Origin of the sequence: Rhodococcus sp. T7 (assembly GCF_009872365.1) — a bacterium.
Taxonomy (GTDB): domain Bacteria; phylum Actinomycetota; class Actinomycetes; order Mycobacteriales; family Mycobacteriaceae; genus Rhodococcus_F.
In genome coordinates this window covers 25510-44611 of record NZ_WXYH01000077.1, presented here as the reverse complement: position 1 = coordinate 44611, position 19102 = coordinate 25510, and the positions used below count along the sequence as shown (strand labels likewise).

The window sequence follows — 19102 nt, the reverse complement described above, 5'->3', positions numbered from 1 at the left end:
CGGACGGGACCGAGGGGCTCAGCGGCTGCTCGGCGACCGCGTGCGATGGTCCTCGACGAGGTGTGGCGCGAGCTGGACGGCGTCGAACCGCTCAGCGGCCCGGACGGCGGACCCCTGAGCCGCACCGTGAAACTGATCCTCGATCCGCTGGTCATCCGCCCGGTGCAGAACCCGCTGTGCGCCGGTCCGATCGTCACGGCCGACGGGGCGCAGCTGCTCGCCACCCGGGTGCACGCCTCCGCCGACGTCCTGCGGGCCACCGCGGCGTGGTTCACGCTGCTCAAGCGGGTCCGCCGGGCGCTGCGCATCACGGACGGCAACCCGCAGGACCTGTACTTCCAGCGGTGTTTCGAACTCGCGACCGGGTCGGGGGTGCCCGATCCGCTCCGCGACGAGGCCGTCGCCGAGAACACGCTGCGCGACGTGCACGATGTCGCCGCCGGCCGCACCACGCAGGCGTTGAAGGCCCACGTCACCGACCCGGCCCGGGCGCGGGAACTGAGCGCCCTCATCGACCTCGCGTGGGGGCGGCGACCGCTGTCGGGCACCGCGACGGGCGACCACGCCGCCGCCGTGGCCGTGGTCCTCGACGCCTGTCCCGGCGCGCGGCTCGAGCAGGACGGTGACGACGGACGGTACGCCCTCGACGACCTGATCGCCGGCCATGCGGGCACCCACCACGGCATCGCGCTTTGGACGTCGGCGCCGGAGGTCACCGCCCACCGGCTGGGCCTGACGAGCCATCCGGTGCCCGTGCCTCCCCGCCTGGGGTCGTCGGCGTCCACCTCGGCGCTCGGGCTCCCCTTCGACCGTTCCGTCCACGAACGCGTCTTCACGGTGCTCCGCGCGTCGACCGACCGTGCGGAGCTACCGCCGATCCACGAACTGGTCACCACCGAGATCGCCCGAAGTTGCTCGCCCTGGGCACTTCTCGACGAGACGCTACGGGTCGCGGCGACGACGGGTGCCGCACTCGCGACCGGGCTCCACCCGATCGGGACCGCACCCTCTCCCTCGGACACGGACACGACCGCCGTCCGGGTGATCAACGGTCGCTGGCAACGCGAGGCGTACGTCCTGCAGGCGCGGCGCCTCACCGTGAACGCCGACGCGGCGACGCTGCCCGACACGAATCCGCTGGCGGCCATCGCCGCCGAACTCCGCGAGCCGTGGCGGCCCTACCTCCGCCGACTGTGGGTCCGCCTCCACGGCCGCGACGTCCGAGAGTTCTCCGTCCACGAACCAGGCGAACTGTGGGATCTCCTGGACGGGGTGGCGCGGTCGGTCATCCTCGACCACCGGATGCGGGTCAAGCAGGCGCTCAGCGCAATTCCGCTCGCGGACGCGACGGATGCTCCCGAATCGAGGGCGAGTTGACCACCGGCACCGTGCGGATCGACCGCGCCCCCGACGGGCTCTGGATCATCGCCCCCGAGAACGCACCGAGCGTCCTCGACGACACAGCGGGCATCGACGTGACCGTGCTCGAAGTTCTCGGCGGGCACCTGTCGTGGAGTGTGCTCGCCGAACACACCGTCCCGGTCGCGGTGATCGACGACGTCGACACGGCGCAGAACTGGATGTGGGCGGTGTTCGGCGAGGAGGTGGCGCTCGCCGTGGCCGCCGGCGAGACCGGGAGCGAGATCACGGTCGAACCGGCACGGCCGCGGGTGGCCGCGGGCGCTCGACGCCTCGCGTTCGCGCACTGGGCGGCGCGGTGGTGGCCGACGTCGACGGTCGACGCCATCCCGGCGCTCGACGCGGGACTGCTGAACCGCGAGATCGCGGCGCTCGTCAAGGACTGCGATCTGCTCGTCGACGGGGACGACGCGCTCGCACCGTCCGGACCCACGCTCGCCGACCGTCCCGGGCGGGCGGACGACTACGCGCTCGCCGCGGGCGCCGCGGGCGCGACACTGCCGGACACCCTAGTGCTGGCGCGGGGCATCACGGGATCCGACTGGCGCCGGTACCCTCCCGGTCTCGTCGACTGTTCCGAGCGCGCGGTGTCGTGGGAGGTGGTGCGCACCTCCGGGAGCACCGCTGTGCGCGTGAGTGTCGTTGCGGCACCGGACGTCTCCGGACCCGTGCCCGAGCACGTCCGCCCCCGCGCACTGGTCGGCACCGCATCGGGCACCGTCGACGTCGCGCTGCAACTGTCGGGAGACGTCTGGTTCGGCGAGTCGGGCGCACCACCCGGCGCGGATGCAGGAGTGTCCGTGGACGTGTACCTGCCCGGGTTCGGCGTGAACGGTTTCGCACACGTCGGAGGTCCGGACGTCCGTGAGCGGGTTCGGGCCCTGGCCCGCCTGCGGCTGCGCCGTGCCGCGGAACCGGCTCCGGACGACGGACCGGACACGCCACTGCTCGCCGAGATAGACGCCGCCTCCTCGGATCCGGACTTCTGACGTGGACGACCGGACCGGCCGCGACCTTCTTGCCGCGGGAGCCGCGGCCTATGCACGCGGAGACGTCGCCGAGGCGCTCCGGACGTTCGAGGAGGTCGCCTCCGCGGCCACCGGCGACCTCCGGACGAGCGCGATCATCAACGCGGCCAGCATGTCCGATGAACTGGGCGAACACGCGAAGGCCGTCGACCTGTACCGTGAGGCCCTCGCGGTGATGTCTGCCGGCGCGATCCGGATGCGTCCGGCGGCGCTGGTCAACCTGTCGCAGGCACTGCAGCACATCGGCGACCTCGACGGCGCCCAGGACGCGCTCGAGCAGGCGCGGGAACTGCTCGCGGCCGGCGGCGAAGACCAGGGCGACCTGCGGGTCGCGTGCCTGCTGTCGCTCACCGCGGTCGCGATGCATCGGCAGCAGTGGGCGCACGCGGCCGACGTGGCCACCGAGTCCCTGGACGCGGCAGTGCGTTTCGCCCCGGGTCTGGCCGGCCATCCGTTGATGAACCTCGCTGCCATCCACTTCGAGACCGGGCGTTTCGACCTCTCCGACGACTTCGCCGGGCAGGCGCTCGCCGCATTCGAGACGGCGGGCGACGTCAACGCGGTCGCCGAGACGCAGCAGAACCTGGGCATCATGCGTGTCCGCACGGGGCGCCTCGACGATGCGGAACCGCTGCTGCTGTCGAGCCAGACGTATTTCGAGCGGGCGGGGATCGGTCACCGGGCGGGAATCGGATCGAAGGTGCTGGCGTTCCTCGCCGAGGGCCGCGGCGAGGCCGCACGCGCGGCGGCGCTCTACCGCCGCAGCCTCGACTACTTCCAGGGGTCCGGAGCGGTGCTCGACGTCGCGGACGTGGAGACGCGCCTCGCCACCGTCGCCTTCGCCGAGGGCCGACCGGATGAGGGCGAGAGACTGCTCGCCGCCGCGTTCGCCACGTATCGCGGGCTGGGGCTCGGGCTGCACTGCGCGCAGGTCGACTTCTGGCACGCGACCCTCCTCGAATCCGCGCTGGCCGCCTCCGGCACACCGGACGGTGCGGCGCGAGCCACCGCGCTCGCCGTGCCCGCGGCGATCGCCATCGACGCCGTGCGATACACGCTCCCCAACGGCCGGCAGCGCGAGCAGTGGAACCGCGAGATCGCCGATCCGGCGATGCAATTGGCGTTCCGCCTCGCCTACGCGTCCGGCGACGTCCGGCTGGTGGCCGATCTCGTCGAGGCGCAGTGCGCGGGGACGACGGTGGACATCGGCCGCGCCGGGCACGGCACCCCGTTACGGCTGCCCCTGCAGTTGCCCGACCCTCCCCCGGTGGGCGCCGCCGGCGCCGACGGCTCCGTCCTGCTCGGCGCCGCACTGGCCGGAGTCGCGGCCGGTGCGGGCCTGCCGGTACCCCTCCCCCCGCGGCTCGCCGTGAAGTCGGACGGACGGATCGTGCTGGGCTCCTCGATCGCGGCCGCCGAGGAACGCTACGGGCGCGAGGTCCGCGACTGCCGCGTCGTGCCCGCCTGGTGATCCCACTTTCCGTTCCCTGCGAGGAGATTCAGGGCCGCAGGGTGTCATGGTGGTCACACCGCAGGTCCGGCGATCACCCCGGGGTGCGTGGGTGAATGTCCGCGCTGACCTGCAACGCGTCCGATTCGACAGTCATTGATAGCCCCATCCAATCTATGGAATAGGTCTCATAGATTGGACCTATTCCAATCTGCTGGATAGCCTCGTCGCTGTCGGCTTCCAGTCTTACGAATAGAGGTTCCAATGGCCCTGATCAACACGCAGATCAAGCCCTTCGCGGCGTCCGCTTTCAAGGACGGCGCGTTCATCACCGTCTCCGCGGACGACATCAAGGACAAGTGGGCTGTCTTCTACTTCTACCCGGCCGACTTCACGTTCGTCTGCCCGACCGAGCTCGGCGACCTGGCCGATCACCACGAGGAACTGCAGCGTCTCGGCGTCGAGGTCTTCTCGGTGTCCACCGACACCCACTTCACGCACAAGGCGTGGCACGGATCCTCCGACACCATCGGCAAGATCAAGTACGCCATGATCGGTGACCCGACGCAGGAGATCAGCAAGAACTTCGAGGTTCTGCGCGAGAACGAGGGACTGGCCGACCGCGGCACCTTCCTCGTCGACCCCGACGGCGTCATCCAGTTCACCGAGGTCACCGCGGAAGGCATCGGCCGCAACGCCGCCGAGCTGGTCCGCAAGGTCAAGGCCGCTCAGTACGTCCGGTCGCACCCGGGCGAGGTCTGCCCGGCCAAGTGGGAAGAGGGCGAAGAGACCCTCGCTCCGTCGCTCGATCTCGTGGGCAAGATCTGACGTAGCCCAGTCGACCGTAGGCACGGGCTCAGATCTTCTGAGCCCGTGCGCGCGGTTCCCGGTGCTCCGCTCCCGTGGGGGGCAATCGGTGTCGCACCAACACTTTCCGGACCGCCCAGAGCTGGTTTCCGGTTTCCGATCCCTTTTCTCCCCGATCGATGGAGTAGATCCGCATGCTCGAAGCCTCGCTCGCCGGCCAACTGAAGTCCCTGCTCGAACGGCTGACCCTGCCGATCGAGCTCGTCTCCTCACTCGATGACGGCCCCAAGTCCACCGAACTCGCCGAACTGCTCACCGAGATCGCGGCGATGTCGGACAAGGTCACCTACGAACGCCGCGACGACGACGCGCGCCGCCCGTCCTTCGCCGTCCGCCGCAGTGGCACCGACACCGAGGTCCGCTTCGCCGGGATCCCGCTCGGCCACGAATTCACCTCGCTCGCACTCGCTTTGCTCCAGGTCGGCGGTTACCCGTCGAAGGAGTCCCCCGAACTGCTCGAGCAGGTCCGCAATCTCGACGGCGACTTCCACTTCGAGACATACTTCTCGCTGTCGTGCCAGAACTGCCCCGACGTGGTGCAGGCCCTGAACCTGATGTCCGTGCTGAATCCGCGCATCAGCCACGTCGCGATCGACGGCGCCCTGTTCCAGGACGAGGTCGACGGTCGCCAGATCATGGCCGTGCCGACGGTCTTCGTCAACGGCGAACTCTTCGGCTCCGGCCGGATGAGCCTCGAGGAGATCATCGGCAAGCTCGACGTCGGTGCCGCCGACCGCGCCGCCGACGCGATCGCGCAGAAGGACCCGTTCGACGTGCTCGTCGTCGGCGGTGGCCCGTCCGGCGCCGCGGCCGCGGTGTACGCCGCGCGCAAGGGAATTCGCACCGGCATCGCGGCCGAACGCTTCGGCGGCCAGGTGCTCGACACCATGGCGATCGAGAACTTCATCTCCGTCCCCTACACGGAGGGCCCCCAGTTCGGGTCTGCGCTCGAGAATCACGTCCGCCAGTACGGCGTCGACATCATGAACACGCAGAAGGCCGCGAAGCTCGTGCCCGCCGCCACGGAGAACGGTCTCGTGGAGATCGAACTGGAAAGCGGTGCTTCTCTTCTCGCGCGGACCGTGATCCTGTCGACGGGTGCGCGGTGGCGCTCGATGAACGTGCCCGGTGAGGACCAGTACCGGAACAAGGGCGTCACGTACTGCCCGCACTGCGACGGACCGCTGTTCAAGGGCAAGCGCGTCGCCGTGATCGGTGGCGGCAACTCCGGCGTGGAGGCCGCGATCGACCTCGCCGGACTCGTCGAGCACGTCACGCTCATCGAGTTCGACTCGGTGCTCCGCGCCGACGAGGTGCTGCAGCGCAAACTGCGCAGCCTGCCCAACGCGGACATCCTCCTGAGCACGCTCACGACGGAGGTCGTCGGCGACGGCAACAAGGTCACCGCTCTGGCCTACAAGGACCGCACGACCGATACCGCGCACACGCTCGACGTCGAGGGTGTCTTCGTCCAGATCGGTCTCCTGCCCAACACCGAGTGGCTGGCCGGGAGCATCGAGTTGTCCGATCGCGGCGAGATCGCGATCGACGACCGCGGCCAGACGTCGGTCCCCGGCGTGTTCGCCGCCGGTGACTGCACCACCGTGCCGTACAAGCAGATCGTGATCGCCGCCGGTGCCGGCGCCACGGCAGCACTGAGCGCATTCGACCGGCTCATCCGCACGGGTGTGCCTGCCGAGGATTCCGCGGCAGCAACCGTCGGCTAGTTCGACCGCCCTCCGCTGAACCCCTGCCCACCCGGGTGCGTGGCACACACGCCACCGCCCGGATGGGTAGGGAATGCTGGGGCGGTGCCGACTCACCCGTCCCACCCGCCGACCTCGCACGAGCAGCCCACCGCGATCGTGCGGATGGCCGACGCCGGCGACCTGTACACGTCGTGGCGGTGGACTCACGACTCCCACCCCGGCGGGGTCAGCGTCGCCCCCGCCGCGCAGGTGGATGAGGCCGTCGCCGCGCTGGCCCGGGCCCTTCCCGACCTCACGGACCCGCAGGGGCTGCACCGTTCACTGACGACGGGCGCGTTCTCCTGCTACGAGTCCGAACACGATCTGGCTCAACTCCTCTCGCGCACATTTCTTCCGTTCGGCCTCGCCCGGCAGTTGCACGAACTGTTCACCCGCGGCGTGCGCCCGCATCTCCGCATCCAGCCGTCACCCCGGGTCGCACAGGTGCCGTGGGAACTGATCGCCCCCGACGCCGGGCTGCGTCTCGTCGACATCGCGGACGTCAGTCTGCTGGCCCCGCTCAGCATCGTGCACTCCCCCGGCCGCCCGGTCCGAACCTGGACGGATGACCACCGGCTCCCCGTCGTCGCGGTCCTCGACCCCCGGGTGCCGGGCTTCCGCGCCGATTCGGTTCTCGGTTCCGTTCTGGGCCGGATGGCCGCGGACAGCCCGCTGTCGCAGCGGGTCGCGACGTACACCGACGACGGCCGGCTGCTCCCCGCCGTGGACGGACCGCTGGATGTGTTCCGCCGCGAAGATGTCGACCGACAGTGGCTCGGCGCGGCGTTGCGCGAGGGCGCGGGCCGGCTGGTGTACGTCGGGCACGTCACGGCGGCGGTACCCGAATCCGGTCAGAGCGAGCACGCGGAACTGCACCTCGCCTGCTCCGCCGACGCGGTCGGGTTCGCGGAGCCGACGCGTGCGCACCGGCCGTTGTCCGCGAAAGACCTCCAGCTGGGGACGCACACGCTCACAGACGAACCGATCCGCGGCGCCGACCTGTGGCCGATCCCGAGCCGGGTTGCGCTCATCGCCTGCGAGAGCGGCGGCGACCTGCGGTTCAGCGAGGCCCTCGGACTGGTCTCCGCGATGATCGCCGGCGGGGCGGAACTCGTCACCGCGAGTCGCTGGGCCCTTCCCACGGACCTCGCGTTCCAGCGCATCGCGGGCGCCGCACCACACGCCCGCCCACTGCAGGACGCCATCTGCTCGATCGACGCGGCACACGAACTGCCCGACGCGGTCGGCGCGCTCGGCGCATGGCAACGCGACCGAGTCGCGGCCTGGCGGGACGAACGGACGATCGAGCACTCACCGGTGCTGTGGGCGGCGTTCGCAACCGTCTCGGTGCCCTGAAACCTCTGGTGCCCTGAAACACCAGGTGCCCCGATTCACCTGGTGCACTGCCGAGGTTTCCGTTCCCCACATCGTGTCGGTCGGTCGTTGTACCGTCGTTCCTGTCGGTTCCGGCACCTAGAAGGAGCATGCCCCATGACCTCTCGTCTCAACCCCTACATCAGCTTCGACGGCAACGCGCGGCAGGCAATGGAGTTCTACAAGGACGTCTTCGGTGGCACCCTGGCGGTGAGCACCTTCGGTGAGTTCGGCGCCCCGGACGCCGAGGGAGCCGACAAGATCATGCACGCCATGCTCGAATCCGACAACGGGTTCACGCTTATGGGTGCAGACACGCCGCCCGGCATGGAACACAACCCGGGCACCAACATCGCGGTGAGCCTCAGCGGCGACGACGGTGACCTCCTCCGCGGTTACTGGGCCAAGCTCTCGGACGCCGGCTCGGTGTCGGTGCCCCTCGAAAAGCAGATGTGGGGAGACGAATTCGGTGCCTGTACCGATCAATTCGGTATCTCATGGATGGTCAACATTGCCGGGACGCCCAGCTGATCGCAGCGCCGGGTAGTCCTGCAGGTCGATGCCGGTAGCGAAGAAGTCGGTCAGCTTCATCATCAGGCCGAACAGGGCCTTGGACTTGAACGTCCAATTCCGCATCCTGATGCGAGTCGGCGACTTCGGCGCGAGAAACGGTCCGGCGCTGCCCTTGCGGGCAATCTTCGCGTACCGGTGCATCTGCTCGTTATAACGTTCGAACGCCACGCGGTGGTCGCCGCCGGCGGCGGCGAGTTCGCCCGCCAGCACATATGCACCGACGAGAGCGAGACCGGTTCCGAAGCCGCCCAGCGTGTTTCCGTACGCGGCATCGCCGAGTAGGGCCACGCGTCCTGCGGTGTAGGTATCGGTCTCGACCCGTGCGATCGAGTCGAGGTAGAAGTCAGGTGCGTCGTCCAGGTGCGCGAGCAACCCGGGCACGCGCCAGCTCGCACCTGAGTACACGGCGGCCAGCAGTCGCTTCTGCTCGGTGATGTCGCCACGGTCGTAGTCGATCGGGTCGGAGGCGAAGACGAACAACTCGGGAGCCTTCGGCCCACCGACGACGGCCATCCTTCCCGGTTCGTTGTACATCCATCCCGTCGCGCGTTCCCGGTCGGCCGACGCCGCAGTCACCGCGTCCGTGGCGCCGACGACGGCGTAGTAGTACCCGAGGAATTGGACGAAGTTCTCCTCTGGCCCGAACCGGAGTCTGCGCACGGCCGAGTGGATGCCGTCGACGCCGAACACGAGATCGAAGCGGCGTCCGCGCGACTTCTCGAACGTGACCTCCGCACCGGACTCCGTGTCGGTGAGCGCGGTGGCGGAATCACCGAACAGGTACTCGCACGAATCCGCGGTCCGCTCGTACAGGATCTCGGTCAGGTCGCCCCGCAGGATCTCGACGTCGCCGCCGATGAATTCACCGGGCATGGTCGCCAGATGTTTGTCGTGTTCGTCGACGATCCGGAGGTCGGTCTTTCCGGTCTGCCTGCGGTGCACCTCGTCGAGGATCCCCATCTTTGCCAGCACCCGGCGGTGCACCTCCCCCTTGAAGTCCACGGCCTGGCCGCCGAGCCGAAGGACCGGTGCGTTCTCGACGACGGTGACGGCGTATCCGCTGCGCGCGAGCCAGAACGCCAGGGCGGGCCCGGCGATGCCGGCACCCGAGATCAGGACGGTTTCGTTCGGCATAGGTCCTCCGAGAATGAATTGTGTCTGACGGACACAGTTAAGTGTATGGTAGACACAATTCCGGATCAAGAGTCGTCCGGAGGAGCGCAAAATGGATACCCAGCCCCGTACCGCCGAGCTGCTCTGGGGATCGCCGGACAGACCGAAGCGCGGTCCGAAGCCGGCGCTGAGCCTCGAGCAGATCGTCGCCACCGCCATTTCCATGGCCGATGCGGAGGGCCTCGCCGCGCTGTCGATGCAGCGCCTCGCGGAGGACCTCGGGTTCACCAAGATGTCCCTCTACCGCTACACCCCCGGGAAGGCCGAGCTGACCGCCCTCATGCTCGATGCCGCTCTCGGACCCGCACCCGACCTGTCCGAGATCGACGGCGGCTGGCGCGCAGCGCTCCACGAGTGGGCACTGCGCATGTGGGCGGGATTGCGACGGCATCCGTGGGTCGTGGACGTCGCCGTCGGCCCCCGCGTGATGGGACCGAACGAAATGGCCTGGCTCGAAACCGGCCTCGCGGCGCTGAGCGGCACCGGACTCACCGGCGGGGAACGACTGGATTCAGTCGTCCTGATCACCGGCCACGTCCGCAGCCTCGCTCAGCAGACGACGGCCCCCGGCGCCGAAACCGACACACCCGAGAAGGCCCTGAACGCGATCATGACGGGAATCCTCACCGACAACGCCGAACGCTATCCCGAGGCGGCGGCGGCCTTCGCGTCGGCGAGTTCGTCTTCCGGGCAGGACGATGCGCTCGAATTCGGCCTGGCCCGGATCTTCGACGGCCTCGCCGCACTCGTCGCGGAACGCGCCGAATAGCGGAGCCGCGGTCTGATCAAGCGGATCGAGGCCTGAGCAACACGGCAATTGTCACAGCCAGGACGCCGCCGCACAGAAGCCCGGCAAGCGCTGTGGCCCAACGCTGTCCCATCGATGCATCCGTGGAAGTCAGCGCGCACACCAGCATCGTCGCCGCACCTGTCAATGACTGGGTGACATTCCAGTTCAGAAGCTGACTGGTTCCGGTGTGGACTCGCAGAAGGGACGGGGGAATCAGTACGTTGGAGACAATGAGAAGCACGATGCCGGGGTAGAGCAGAGCGTTCATTGCTGTCCTATCACAGAGCGGTGGACGGTGAGGACGAGTTCATATCGTGCGGATCGGTCACAGACCCTCCATCTCCTCTACCTTCAATGCGAGCGCGACATCCAGGCGCAGAATGGGATCCGTCGTGAACGGGCCGACGATGCTCTCCAACTTGCCGATCCGGTACCGCAGCGTGTTGTAGTGGAAATGCAGGACGCGTGCAGTCTCGGCGACGTTGCAGTTGGTGTCCAGGAGTGCCTGCATCGTCTGGCGGAGGTCGATCGCCTCGTCCGAGTCGCCGGCCAGCGAACCGAGGATCTCGGTGGCGAACGATCGGAGCTCGGCGCTGTCGTCGACCAGGGAGAGCAGTCTGTGGACGCCCAGGCTGTCGAAGTGTGCGACAGAACCGTTCCCGCGCATGCGCCGCCCCACAGTCACTGCCCTACGTGCCTGGTCGTACGCCTGCGGAATGTCGGCAGCCGAGTCGATGACCCGACTCACGCCGGTGCAGAACGAGTGCCTGCCGCCTCCTCGGTCCCCGGTGACGGCCGCAATCAGATCGTCGACGACAATTCGCGAGTCGTTGCCACCGACCGGCATCAACACCACCACCTCGTGGCTGAACCCGACTACCGGTGCGTACCGATCCCTGCGCCGGACCACTTGTTTCCAGGCAGCAGTGAGTCTCTGTTGCGGCATTCGTCCGGCACCCGGCGGCCGTACCGCAGGTCCGGTTGTCGAGCGAGCGGGGTCCGGGTCGAGCTCCGCGACGACGACCACCATGGAGCGGTTCACGTCCCATTCGAGCTGTGCGCAGTGCTCCGTGATCTGGTCAACCGTACCGGCATTCCCGCTGAGCACGTCGCGCAGGAAGTCGCCGTGAAACTTTGATTCGACCGCCGACACGGCGAGTTGCTTGGTCACCGCCAGCGCGACCACGGTCGCGGCTCGCTCCAGCGCCTGCACGGTGACGGGACCCAGTCCGCCGTCTCCCACGAAGGCGAGGATGACGCCGTGGTCGGTCCCGCCGGCATGAACCCGCGCGACGGCGATCTGGCCGGCCTCCGTGCCCGGCGCCGGCTGCAGGCCGTGGTGCAGGCGCTCGGTGCGAAGCCTGCCGGACGGGTCGAACAGCGGCAGGTCCTCCAACGCCTGCAGATTGGCCGTCGTACCCGCGGTCGCATTGACCCGCCCGTCCGGTGTGCAGATCAACACCGCAGCGTCGAACAGCGCGGCGACCTCGTCCGCGATCTGCGGCAGGTCGCCACCTTCGAGGACGATCTTCGTCAAGGCACGGTGCATGCGATCGGCGACGTCGAGAGCGAAAGCCTGCCGATCGACGAGGTGTGTGAACACCTCGGACATCACCTCGTCGAAACCGATGTCGTGCGGGATGAGAAACAGCGGAATGTCGAGACGGTCCGATGCCTCGAGCATCGCGGCAGGGAGATCGCCGAGGTACCGGCCCTCCTTGACACCGAGTGCGGCCGCGCCGCACCGGGCGAGGCCCTCGACGAGCTCGACCAGCGCCCGGGGGTCGAACGGCTCACCCGAATCTGCATGTCGCAGAGGGAACCCCGTGGTGATCAGCAGTTCGTTGGGCTTCACCCACGGCAGGATGTCCGGCACCTCGATGACGTTGACTCGCAGAACGCTCTGCTCCAGTCCGCCCGCCCCCGCGAGGAGCGTGGAGCCGGCCAAGCTGGGGAGGGTCAGCGCCTCCCGAATCGTCAACGCGTAGCCGGCTGGTGACGGCAGATCGACCGCGTCCACGGGTGCAGCTCAGCTCGGGAGGAGTGCCGGCGGAAGCACGCGCTGCGTCCACTTCGTCTTCTGCTCGTACGCGTGGGCGAGTTGGAGGACGGCTCGGTCGGCGCCGTGTCGTCCGATTATCTGAATTCCCATCGGGAGCCCGCGGTCGTCGAAACCGACCGGCATCGCGGCGACCGGGAGACTCGTCATCGTCCACGGTGCGACGGTCTCCATCCACCGGTGATACGTATCCATTGGCCGGCCGTCGATCTCGGTGGGCCAGTGGGTGGACTTGTCGAACGGGAACACCTGGGCGCTGGGTGCGAGGATGTAGTCATACGTTTCGAACATCTTCGTGAGGGCAGCCTGCCAGTCGTTGCGAGCCGCCGCAGCCTTCGTGACGTCGAGCGCGGACAGTGCGATTCCGTGCTCCATCTCCCACACGAATTCGGGCTTCATCTGCTCGCGTGTCTGCGGGTCGTCATAGAGGTCGACCAAGCCGAGCTGCGCCCACCAGCGCCATCTCAGGAAAAGCTGCCAGATGTCTTCGGGTTTGTAGTCGGGGAGCGCCGCGTCGACGCGGCAGCCGATGTTCCGGAATGCGTCGAACGAGGACTCGCACAGCTCGAGAACTCCGGGTTCCGTCGCCAGGTACCCGTCCCAGTCACCCACCCACGCGATCAGCGTTCCGTGGAAGTCCCGCTCGAGGTTTCGTGTGAAAACCTCGGGGTCCTCGTCGATGCCGAGCGGGGCGCCTGCGTCGGGCCCGGCCATCGTCGACAAGAGCTGCGCCACGTCTGCCACCGACCGTCCCATCGGGCCGACCACCGCGCCCTGAGCGATGAAGCCTGCCTCCGGGATGCGTCCCCATGACGGGCGAAATCCCACAACGTTATTGAAGGCTGGTGGATTTCGCAGTGACCCCATGTAGTCACTGCCGTCGGCAACCGGGACCATCCGCAGTGCCAGGGCCGCGGCGGCGCCGCCACTGCTTCCACCTGCGGTGCGTGACGTGTCGTACGGTGTCGCCGTTGTGCCGTACACCGGGTTGTACGTCTGGGACCCGAGCCCGAACTCGGGAGTGTTCGTCTTCCCGATGACAATGGCACCCGCCGCCTTGATCCGCGCGACGAACAGGTCGTCCGCATCGGCGATCCGGTCGGCGAAGATGGGTGATCCGGATGTGAACGGAATTCCCTTGGCCGCGGAGAGATCCTTGACGGCGTGCGGGAACCCGTGCATCCAGCCGAGGTAGTTCCCGTCGGCAAGCTGATGGTCCCGCTCGCGCGCTTCGGCCAGCAACTCGTCCCGGTCCCGCAGGGCAACGATGGCGTTGACACTGTGATTGTGCCGTTCGATGTGGTCGAGATAGGCGGTCATGACGTCGACGCACGACACCTCGCGGCTCTTGATCAAACCGCTGAGCGTGAGCGCGTCACACATGACGAGATCTTCGTATCCTCTTGGCCCGCCCAAGGGTTCGACGTCAGTTCGGGGCGGATCACCTGCGTCGACGGGATCGATGACGTGTGCCACTTGTGAACCTCTCCACGGTTTCGGATGCGATTGCCGGCGATCGAGGGTGCGCAGCGGCGCGGTGGCGGCCGCGCACCCTCGTTCACGGTGCGACCAGGAACTACTGGCCGAGGTCGACGATGGCGGCGACGGGGCCCCCACCCTCCGGGCCCTGGTGTGCGGCCGATACGGACACGAACACCGCCGGGTCACCGGTGACCGAAGACGCGACACCGCCGACGCACGACTTGATCTGGCGGTGCCAGTGCACGTCCGAGTCGTCGAGCATCGCGTTGCGGCGGCCGCGCACCGTCCCGTCCTGACTCGCCTCACACTTGAGGAAGACATTGACGAGCCGGCCGTCCAGGTCACTCGTGTGGGGCCGCTCGGGCAGTTCGAGTCCCGCATCCCGGATCGCCGACCAGATGCCGTCCTGATCGAGCGGATCCTTCATCACGCTGTGCCCGATCCGGTAGCGGCCGCCGACACCGCGTGCGTTGCCCACCACCACGATCTGAGCCCGGTCCAACTCGACACCCGAGGAGCAGGATGCGACCGACGAGTAGAGGTCCCGGCTGTGCATGACATCGGCATCGCCGGGCATGTCGATCTCACCGAGGGCGACGGCAATCCCCAGTGCCGTGCCACCGTTCGACAAGTCCATCGACTCGTGCGTCTGCTCGGTCCACACCGTCTCGCCGCGGCTCTTGGCGTCCCGGATGGTGTGGATCGTCAGCAACGGAGTCTTCGTCTGCACGTAGTGCACGTCGGCGGGGTCGGTGATACCGGCGTTGTCCATCGCCATCTTCACCGCCGCTGCCACCTTGGTGATCATCGCCGTGCGACCGATGTCTTCGGGGAGAAGCTGCTCACTCATCGCGACACCGACGGTCAGTCGCGGCTCGTCGGTCTTCACCGCCTTCTCTGCAGGCACAGTTGCGAAGAGCGTTGCGTGCGGGCTGATCACACCGTCGGTACCGCCGGACCAGACGATGGGCACCTGCGCCACCTCGTCCGTGCTGCGGCTGCCCTTGGCGGAGAGGACCTCACGGAAAGCCCGATCCGCGATGATGCGCGTGTAGTCGTTGACGCCGCCGTTGCCCTCGGTCTTGCCGATGACTGCGATGACGCGGTCCGCTTCGAGCACACCGTCGTCGATGAGCTTGGCCAGCTCGCCGGCGTCGGACACGCTGTGCAGGGGAACCTTGCGGACCTCGATTGCTTCGGGCATTGACATCTCCTCTATACGTGGCTTGCGGGGTAGTCGAGATCAGCTCTTGGCGATCGGAACTCCAACGCAGCCCACGCTATGAGGGCGAGCACGTTCGGACATTGGCAAAGTTTGCCCAACCCAGAACTCACATTGGGCAGAGTTGACCAGTGCCGCTGGCGACAGCATCGAAGTCGCGCTGCCGGTGATCGGAGTGACCGGCGCCGACGAGGTCGGGCCATTGCGTCCACGTGCGGGGGAGCTTCCATCAACGTCCGACATACCCGTGACGGATCACGTGACCGGCTGGGGAGATGCTGCCGGTCTCAGTTAATCGGCCGGCGTTCAAGAAGTAGCCTCTGGCGCGGAGAAGAGGGAATCCTCACCGACACCGCCGAGCGTTACCCCGAGGCGGCAGCGGCCTTCGCCTCCGCCGGCTCCTCGTCCGGGCGGGACAATGCGCTCGAATTCGGCCTGGCCCGGATCGTCGACGGCCTGGCCGCACTCGTCGCGACCCGCGCCGGATGGCCGAGCGCGGGACCTCAGCTCGCCTGAGGTTTCAGATCGCCGTAGTAGGTGTGCGCCTTGCCGGCGAGAAGCCACAGAGGCGCAGCGTCGTCGTCGTCGGACAGGTAGCCCTTGCCACGACCGTCCGCCAGGTATTGGGAGCGAACCCACTCCTCCATCGCCTCGTTCGACTGGTCGGGCAGTCCGTAGAGCTGCGCGACCGCGCGGTGGAGTTGTTCGTCGTCGACGGTCATGCCCTGTGGCTGCTTGCGCAGGTTCAGCGCCTTGTCCGTCTCCCCTGCTCGATGCAAGTGGACGATGTGGAACGCCATCTCGCACACGAACGGCTGGTTTCGATTCACGGTGCTCCTCTCCGCTCGTCACCATCGATCGTCCCGCCCGAGTCCGTCCCGCGCCAGTGCGGGGCACCTGCAGGAACGATCTCGCAACTTGCGTCAGAGGGGTGGTGGTCAGCCGCTCGACGCTCGTAGCGTCGTAGGTGGGTGTACGTGAGTCGGAACGAACGAGGAGGAGACATCGTGACGATCGACAGAGGAATTCTTGCCCTGCTGGAGGCCAAGCCGGGCAAGGGCGAGGAACTGGCTGCGTTCCTGGAGCAGGGACGCGCCCTGGCGGCGGCGGAGGAAGGCACCGTCACCTGGTACGCGTTCAAGGTCAGCGACACCACGTACGGCATCTTCGACACGTTCGAGAACGAGGAGGGCAGGCAGGCGCACCTGAGCGGAGCGATCCCCGCCGCTCTGGGCAACGTCGGCCCCGATCTGCTCGCCAGGGACCCCGACATCCGTCCAGTCGACGTGATCGCCGTCAAGTAGGACGCCCGCCGGGTTTCCTATCGTACGGTCAGTTGAATCCTGCCCGTAAACCTACCCGATCGGGTAGGGCACAGACTGTCCGCGACGCGGCATACTTGCCCGGCTCGGGGGTTTCCGAAAACGATACGGAGAAACTGATGCTCGACCGGCTGTACGCCGCTGTCCTCGCCGTCGCCGGCCTCGGTTACGGCGGTTACATCCTCCTCGACGAATTGACCGGAGGGTCGGACACACCCGGCGAGGACGACCATCGTCTCCACGAAGTCCCCTCGGGAGCAGGTGTCCACGCTGTGACGTCCTTGTAGCACTGACGTCAGGTTGGCGAAGCGCGAGGGATGCCGGACTAGCGGCTCACGAGTTTTATCGCCGCCGCCTCGATGGTGTCCTCGGACAGCAGCACCTCGAGCGCGGCGTCGCCGAGTGGGATGAAACTGTCGTCGCTCGTCACCCGCGCGAGCGGCCCGGTGAAGCCCTCGTCGACCAGCGCGGCGACCACACCCTCGGACACACCACCGGACTTGCGGGTCTCGTCGACCACGAGCACCCGGCCGGTGGCGTGCGCCTCCCGGACCACGTCCTGCACCGGCAGCGGTGCGAGCCAGCGCAGGTCCACCACCCGGGCGGCGATGTGCGCCCGCTCGAGCCTCCGCGCGACCCGCAGGCTCATCCGCAGACCGTTGCCGTAGGTGACGATCGTCAGGTCGGTGCCGTCGCCGTAGGTGCGGGCCGAGCCGATCTGCACGTGGCTCTCGACCTGTGTCGCGGGGTCCGGATACGGTGCCAGCCACAGCCCGTCGCCGTCGTCGTACAGATCTCGGATATGGTACAGCGCAATCGGTTCCAGGTACACGCACACCGAGCCGGCGGTCCGGGCCGCCGCCACACAGGTGTGCATCATCGCGGCGGCGTCATCAGGGCGGGACGGCGACGCCACCACCACACCGGGGATGTCACGCAGTGCGGCGACGGCGTTGTCGTTGTGGAAGTGCCCGCCGAAGCCCTTCTGATACCCGTACCCGGCGATTCGCACCACCATCGGGTTTCGGTACTGCCGGTCGGAGAAGAACTGCAACGTCGCACCCTCCCCGCGGATCTGGTCGGCCGCATTGTGCAGATACGCCAGGTACTGGATCTCCGGGATCGGCAGCAACCCAGTCACCCCCGCACCCAGCGCGAGACCCAGGATCGCCTGCTCGTCGAGCAGGGTGTCGAATACGCGCGCCGACCCGGCCTTCTTCATCAGACCCCGGGTCACCCCGTACACCCCGCCCTTGCGGGCCACGTCCTCACCGAACACCAGTGCCTCGGGGCAGCGGGCGAGCACATCGAGCAGGGCACGGTTGATCGACAGAGCGAGGGTCAGCCGGCCTTCCTCCTCCGGCAGCGGGGATCCGACAAACTCCGCACGCTTGGCCGGGTCGACGCGCTCCGGCACCGCCGCGGCGGCCTGCTCGGCGGTGTCGGTGAGGGGCCTCATCACCGCCGTGAGACTGTCCAGTTGAGGTAGCTCGGCGACTTCCCGGGCAAGTCCGAGGACCTCGGCGCGCATGTTCTCGTAGCGTGCGAGGACCTCGGTGGGGCTCAAGTGTCCGCCTTCGATCAGAAGTCTTGCGGTGCACAGCACCGGGTCCCAATCGAAGTCGGCGGTGATCTCGGCGGACGTCCGGTACGCGGACTCCAGATCGGACCCGGCGTGACCCATCAACCGGACGGTCCGCAGGTGCAGGAACGCCGGCTTGCGGTGACTGCGCACCCAGCCGGCGGCGCTCTTCGCGGTCGCGTACGCCGCCGGCAGGTCGGAACCGTCGGCCTCGAAGTACTCCAGACCGGCCCGCGCACCGAAATTCGCGGCGATCCACCCCGTCGGTGTCTTCGTGCTGATCCCGATCCCGTTGTCCTCGCAGACGAACAGCAACGGGAGCGGCAACCCCTGGTACGCCGAGTGGACGGCAGTGTTGATCGCGCCGACCGCGGTCGAGTGATTTGCCGACGCATCCCCGAAACTGCACACGGCCACCGCGTCGGCCGGCCACGGCGAGGGCAGGTGGAGCTTGTGTGCGCGGGCGATCGAGAAGGCGACACCGACCGCGCGCGGCAGATGCGAAGCGACGGTGGAGGTCTGGGGAATGATCCCGAGATCGTGGCGGCCGAACACCTTGTGCCGACCACCCGAGATCGGCTCCTCCGTCGCGGCCACGACACCGAGGAGGACGTCGCGGAGCGGATCGGTGCCGTCCACCTGCTGCGCCCGCGCGAGGAAGAATCCGCCGGAACGATAGTGCAGCAGAGCGGGATCGGTCGGACGCAGCGCCGCCGCGACCGCGGCATTGCCCTCGTGCCCGGAGGAGCCGATCGTGTAGAAACCCTTACCCTGCGACCGCAACCACCGGGCCGCCAGATCGAGATGCCTGCTGCCGAGCTGGGCGTCGAAGAGGTCCAGAGCGCCCTGCACCGACAACGGGGACGGCGGCCGGATCGGATCCTCCGGACGAACACTCGAGCGACCGGCACCGGGCACCAGTGCCGACACGACGGAGGTGAAGTAGTCGTCGATCTGTTCGGCCATCACCCGATCATCCTGTGACACCGGGCGGCGGGCAAGGGTCTCGTGCT

Annotated in this window: 17 protein-coding genes; 10 read left to right on the top strand and 7 right to left on the bottom strand. The window is 68.1% G+C overall.

Annotated elements, in window-relative coordinates:
* Positions 1-45 precede the first annotated feature (45 nt).
* The 7 genes from MLGJGCBP_RS10195 (at position 46) to MLGJGCBP_RS10165 (ending at position 8417) form a co-directional block, all read left to right on the top strand.
* Complete coding sequence (locus MLGJGCBP_RS10195; protein ID WP_160095240.1) at positions 46-1377, top strand: hypothetical protein; 1332 nt, start codon at positions 46-48, stop codon at positions 1375-1377.
* Positions 1374-2408 carry a hypothetical protein gene (locus MLGJGCBP_RS10190; protein ID WP_160095238.1) on the top strand — a complete coding sequence of 345 codons (1035 nt, stop codon included), beginning with the start codon at positions 1374-1376 and terminating at the stop codon, positions 2406-2408. The genes MLGJGCBP_RS10195 and MLGJGCBP_RS10190 overlap by 4 nt, the downstream gene beginning before the upstream one ends.
* A 1-nt stretch (position 2409) precedes the next feature.
* Positions 2410-3918 carry a tetratricopeptide repeat protein gene (locus MLGJGCBP_RS10185; protein WP_160095237.1) on the top strand — a complete coding sequence of 503 codons (1509 nt, stop codon included), beginning with the start codon at positions 2410-2412 and terminating at the stop codon, positions 3916-3918.
* A 243-nt stretch (positions 3919-4161) separates the two neighbouring features.
* The gene (gene ahpC, locus MLGJGCBP_RS10180; RefSeq protein ID WP_072944388.1) at positions 4162-4725 is read left to right on the top strand and encodes an alkyl hydroperoxide reductase subunit C; all 564 of its coding nucleotides are present in this window, start codon (positions 4162-4164) and stop codon (positions 4723-4725) included.
* A 173-nt stretch (positions 4726-4898) separates the two neighbouring features.
* Positions 4899-6491, top strand: coding sequence for an alkyl hydroperoxide reductase subunit F (ahpF, locus tag MLGJGCBP_RS10175; RefSeq protein WP_160095235.1), 1593 nt, complete (start codon positions 4899-4901; stop codon positions 6489-6491).
* A gap of 84 nt (positions 6492-6575) precedes the next feature.
* Positions 6576-7868: a CHAT domain-containing protein gene (locus tag MLGJGCBP_RS10170; protein WP_160095233.1), complete on the top strand. Its 1293-nt coding sequence runs from the start codon at positions 6576-6578 to the stop codon at positions 7866-7868.
* Between the two features lie 135 nt (positions 7869-8003).
* Positions 8004-8417: a VOC family protein gene (locus tag MLGJGCBP_RS10165; RefSeq protein WP_087556144.1), complete on the top strand. Its 414-nt coding sequence runs from the start codon at positions 8004-8006 to the stop codon at positions 8415-8417.
* Here the strand turns inward: MLGJGCBP_RS10165 and MLGJGCBP_RS10160 are convergent.
* Positions 8382-9593 (bottom strand): FAD-dependent monooxygenase, encoded by a 1212-nt coding sequence (locus MLGJGCBP_RS10160; protein WP_160095231.1) that lies wholly within the window; start codon positions 9591-9593, stop codon positions 8382-8384. The genes MLGJGCBP_RS10165 and MLGJGCBP_RS10160 overlap by 36 nt on opposite strands.
* A 91-nt stretch (positions 9594-9684) precedes the next feature.
* Here MLGJGCBP_RS10160 and MLGJGCBP_RS10155 point away from each other — a divergent pair, with 91 nt between their 5' ends.
* The gene (locus tag MLGJGCBP_RS10155) at positions 9685-10401 is read left to right on the top strand and encodes a TetR/AcrR family transcriptional regulator (RefSeq protein ID WP_087556142.1); all 717 of its coding nucleotides are present in this window, start codon (positions 9685-9687) and stop codon (positions 10399-10401) included.
* Positions 10402-10417: 16 nt separating this feature from the next.
* Here MLGJGCBP_RS10155 and MLGJGCBP_RS10150 read toward each other — a convergent pair whose 3' ends face one another.
* From MLGJGCBP_RS10150 to MLGJGCBP_RS10125, 5 genes are all read right to left on the bottom strand, one after another.
* Positions 10418-10690, bottom strand: coding sequence for a hypothetical protein (locus MLGJGCBP_RS10150; RefSeq protein ID WP_160095229.1), 273 nt, complete (start codon positions 10688-10690; stop codon positions 10418-10420).
* Positions 10691-10747: 57 nt separating this feature from the next.
* The gene (locus MLGJGCBP_RS10145) at positions 10748-12442 is read right to left on the bottom strand and encodes a PucR family transcriptional regulator (protein WP_160095227.1); all 1695 of its coding nucleotides are present in this window, start codon (positions 12440-12442) and stop codon (positions 10748-10750) included.
* 9 nt (positions 12443-12451) lie between these two features.
* Positions 12452-13957, bottom strand: a complete 1506-nt coding sequence (locus MLGJGCBP_RS10140; RefSeq protein ID WP_442972087.1) for an amidase — start codon at positions 13955-13957, stop codon at positions 12452-12454.
* A gap of 100 nt (positions 13958-14057) precedes the next feature.
* Positions 14058-15167 carry a ring-opening amidohydrolase gene (locus MLGJGCBP_RS10135; RefSeq protein WP_160095225.1) on the bottom strand — a complete coding sequence of 370 codons (1110 nt, stop codon included), beginning with the start codon at positions 15165-15167 and terminating at the stop codon, positions 14058-14060.
* 521 nt (positions 15168-15688) lie between these two features.
* Complete coding sequence (locus MLGJGCBP_RS10125; RefSeq protein ID WP_087556138.1) at positions 15689-16015, bottom strand: hypothetical protein; 327 nt, start codon at positions 16013-16015, stop codon at positions 15689-15691.
* 177 nt (positions 16016-16192) lie between these two features.
* On the opposite strand from MLGJGCBP_RS10125, the gene MLGJGCBP_RS10120 reads away from it, so the two are divergent.
* Positions 16193-16489 carry a putative quinol monooxygenase gene (locus MLGJGCBP_RS10120; RefSeq protein ID WP_087556137.1) on the top strand — a complete coding sequence of 99 codons (297 nt, stop codon included), beginning with the start codon at positions 16193-16195 and terminating at the stop codon, positions 16487-16489.
* A gap of 137 nt (positions 16490-16626) precedes the next feature.
* Positions 16627-16794, top strand: a complete 168-nt coding sequence (locus tag MLGJGCBP_RS50425) for a hypothetical protein (RefSeq protein ID WP_201453015.1) — start codon at positions 16627-16629, stop codon at positions 16792-16794.
* Positions 16795-16832: 38 nt separating this feature from the next.
* Here MLGJGCBP_RS50425 and MLGJGCBP_RS10115 read toward each other — a convergent pair whose 3' ends face one another.
* Positions 16833-19055 (bottom strand): thiamine pyrophosphate-dependent enzyme, encoded by a 2223-nt coding sequence (locus MLGJGCBP_RS10115; protein ID WP_160095223.1) that lies wholly within the window; start codon positions 19053-19055, stop codon positions 16833-16835.
* Positions 19056-19102 lie beyond the last annotated feature (47 nt).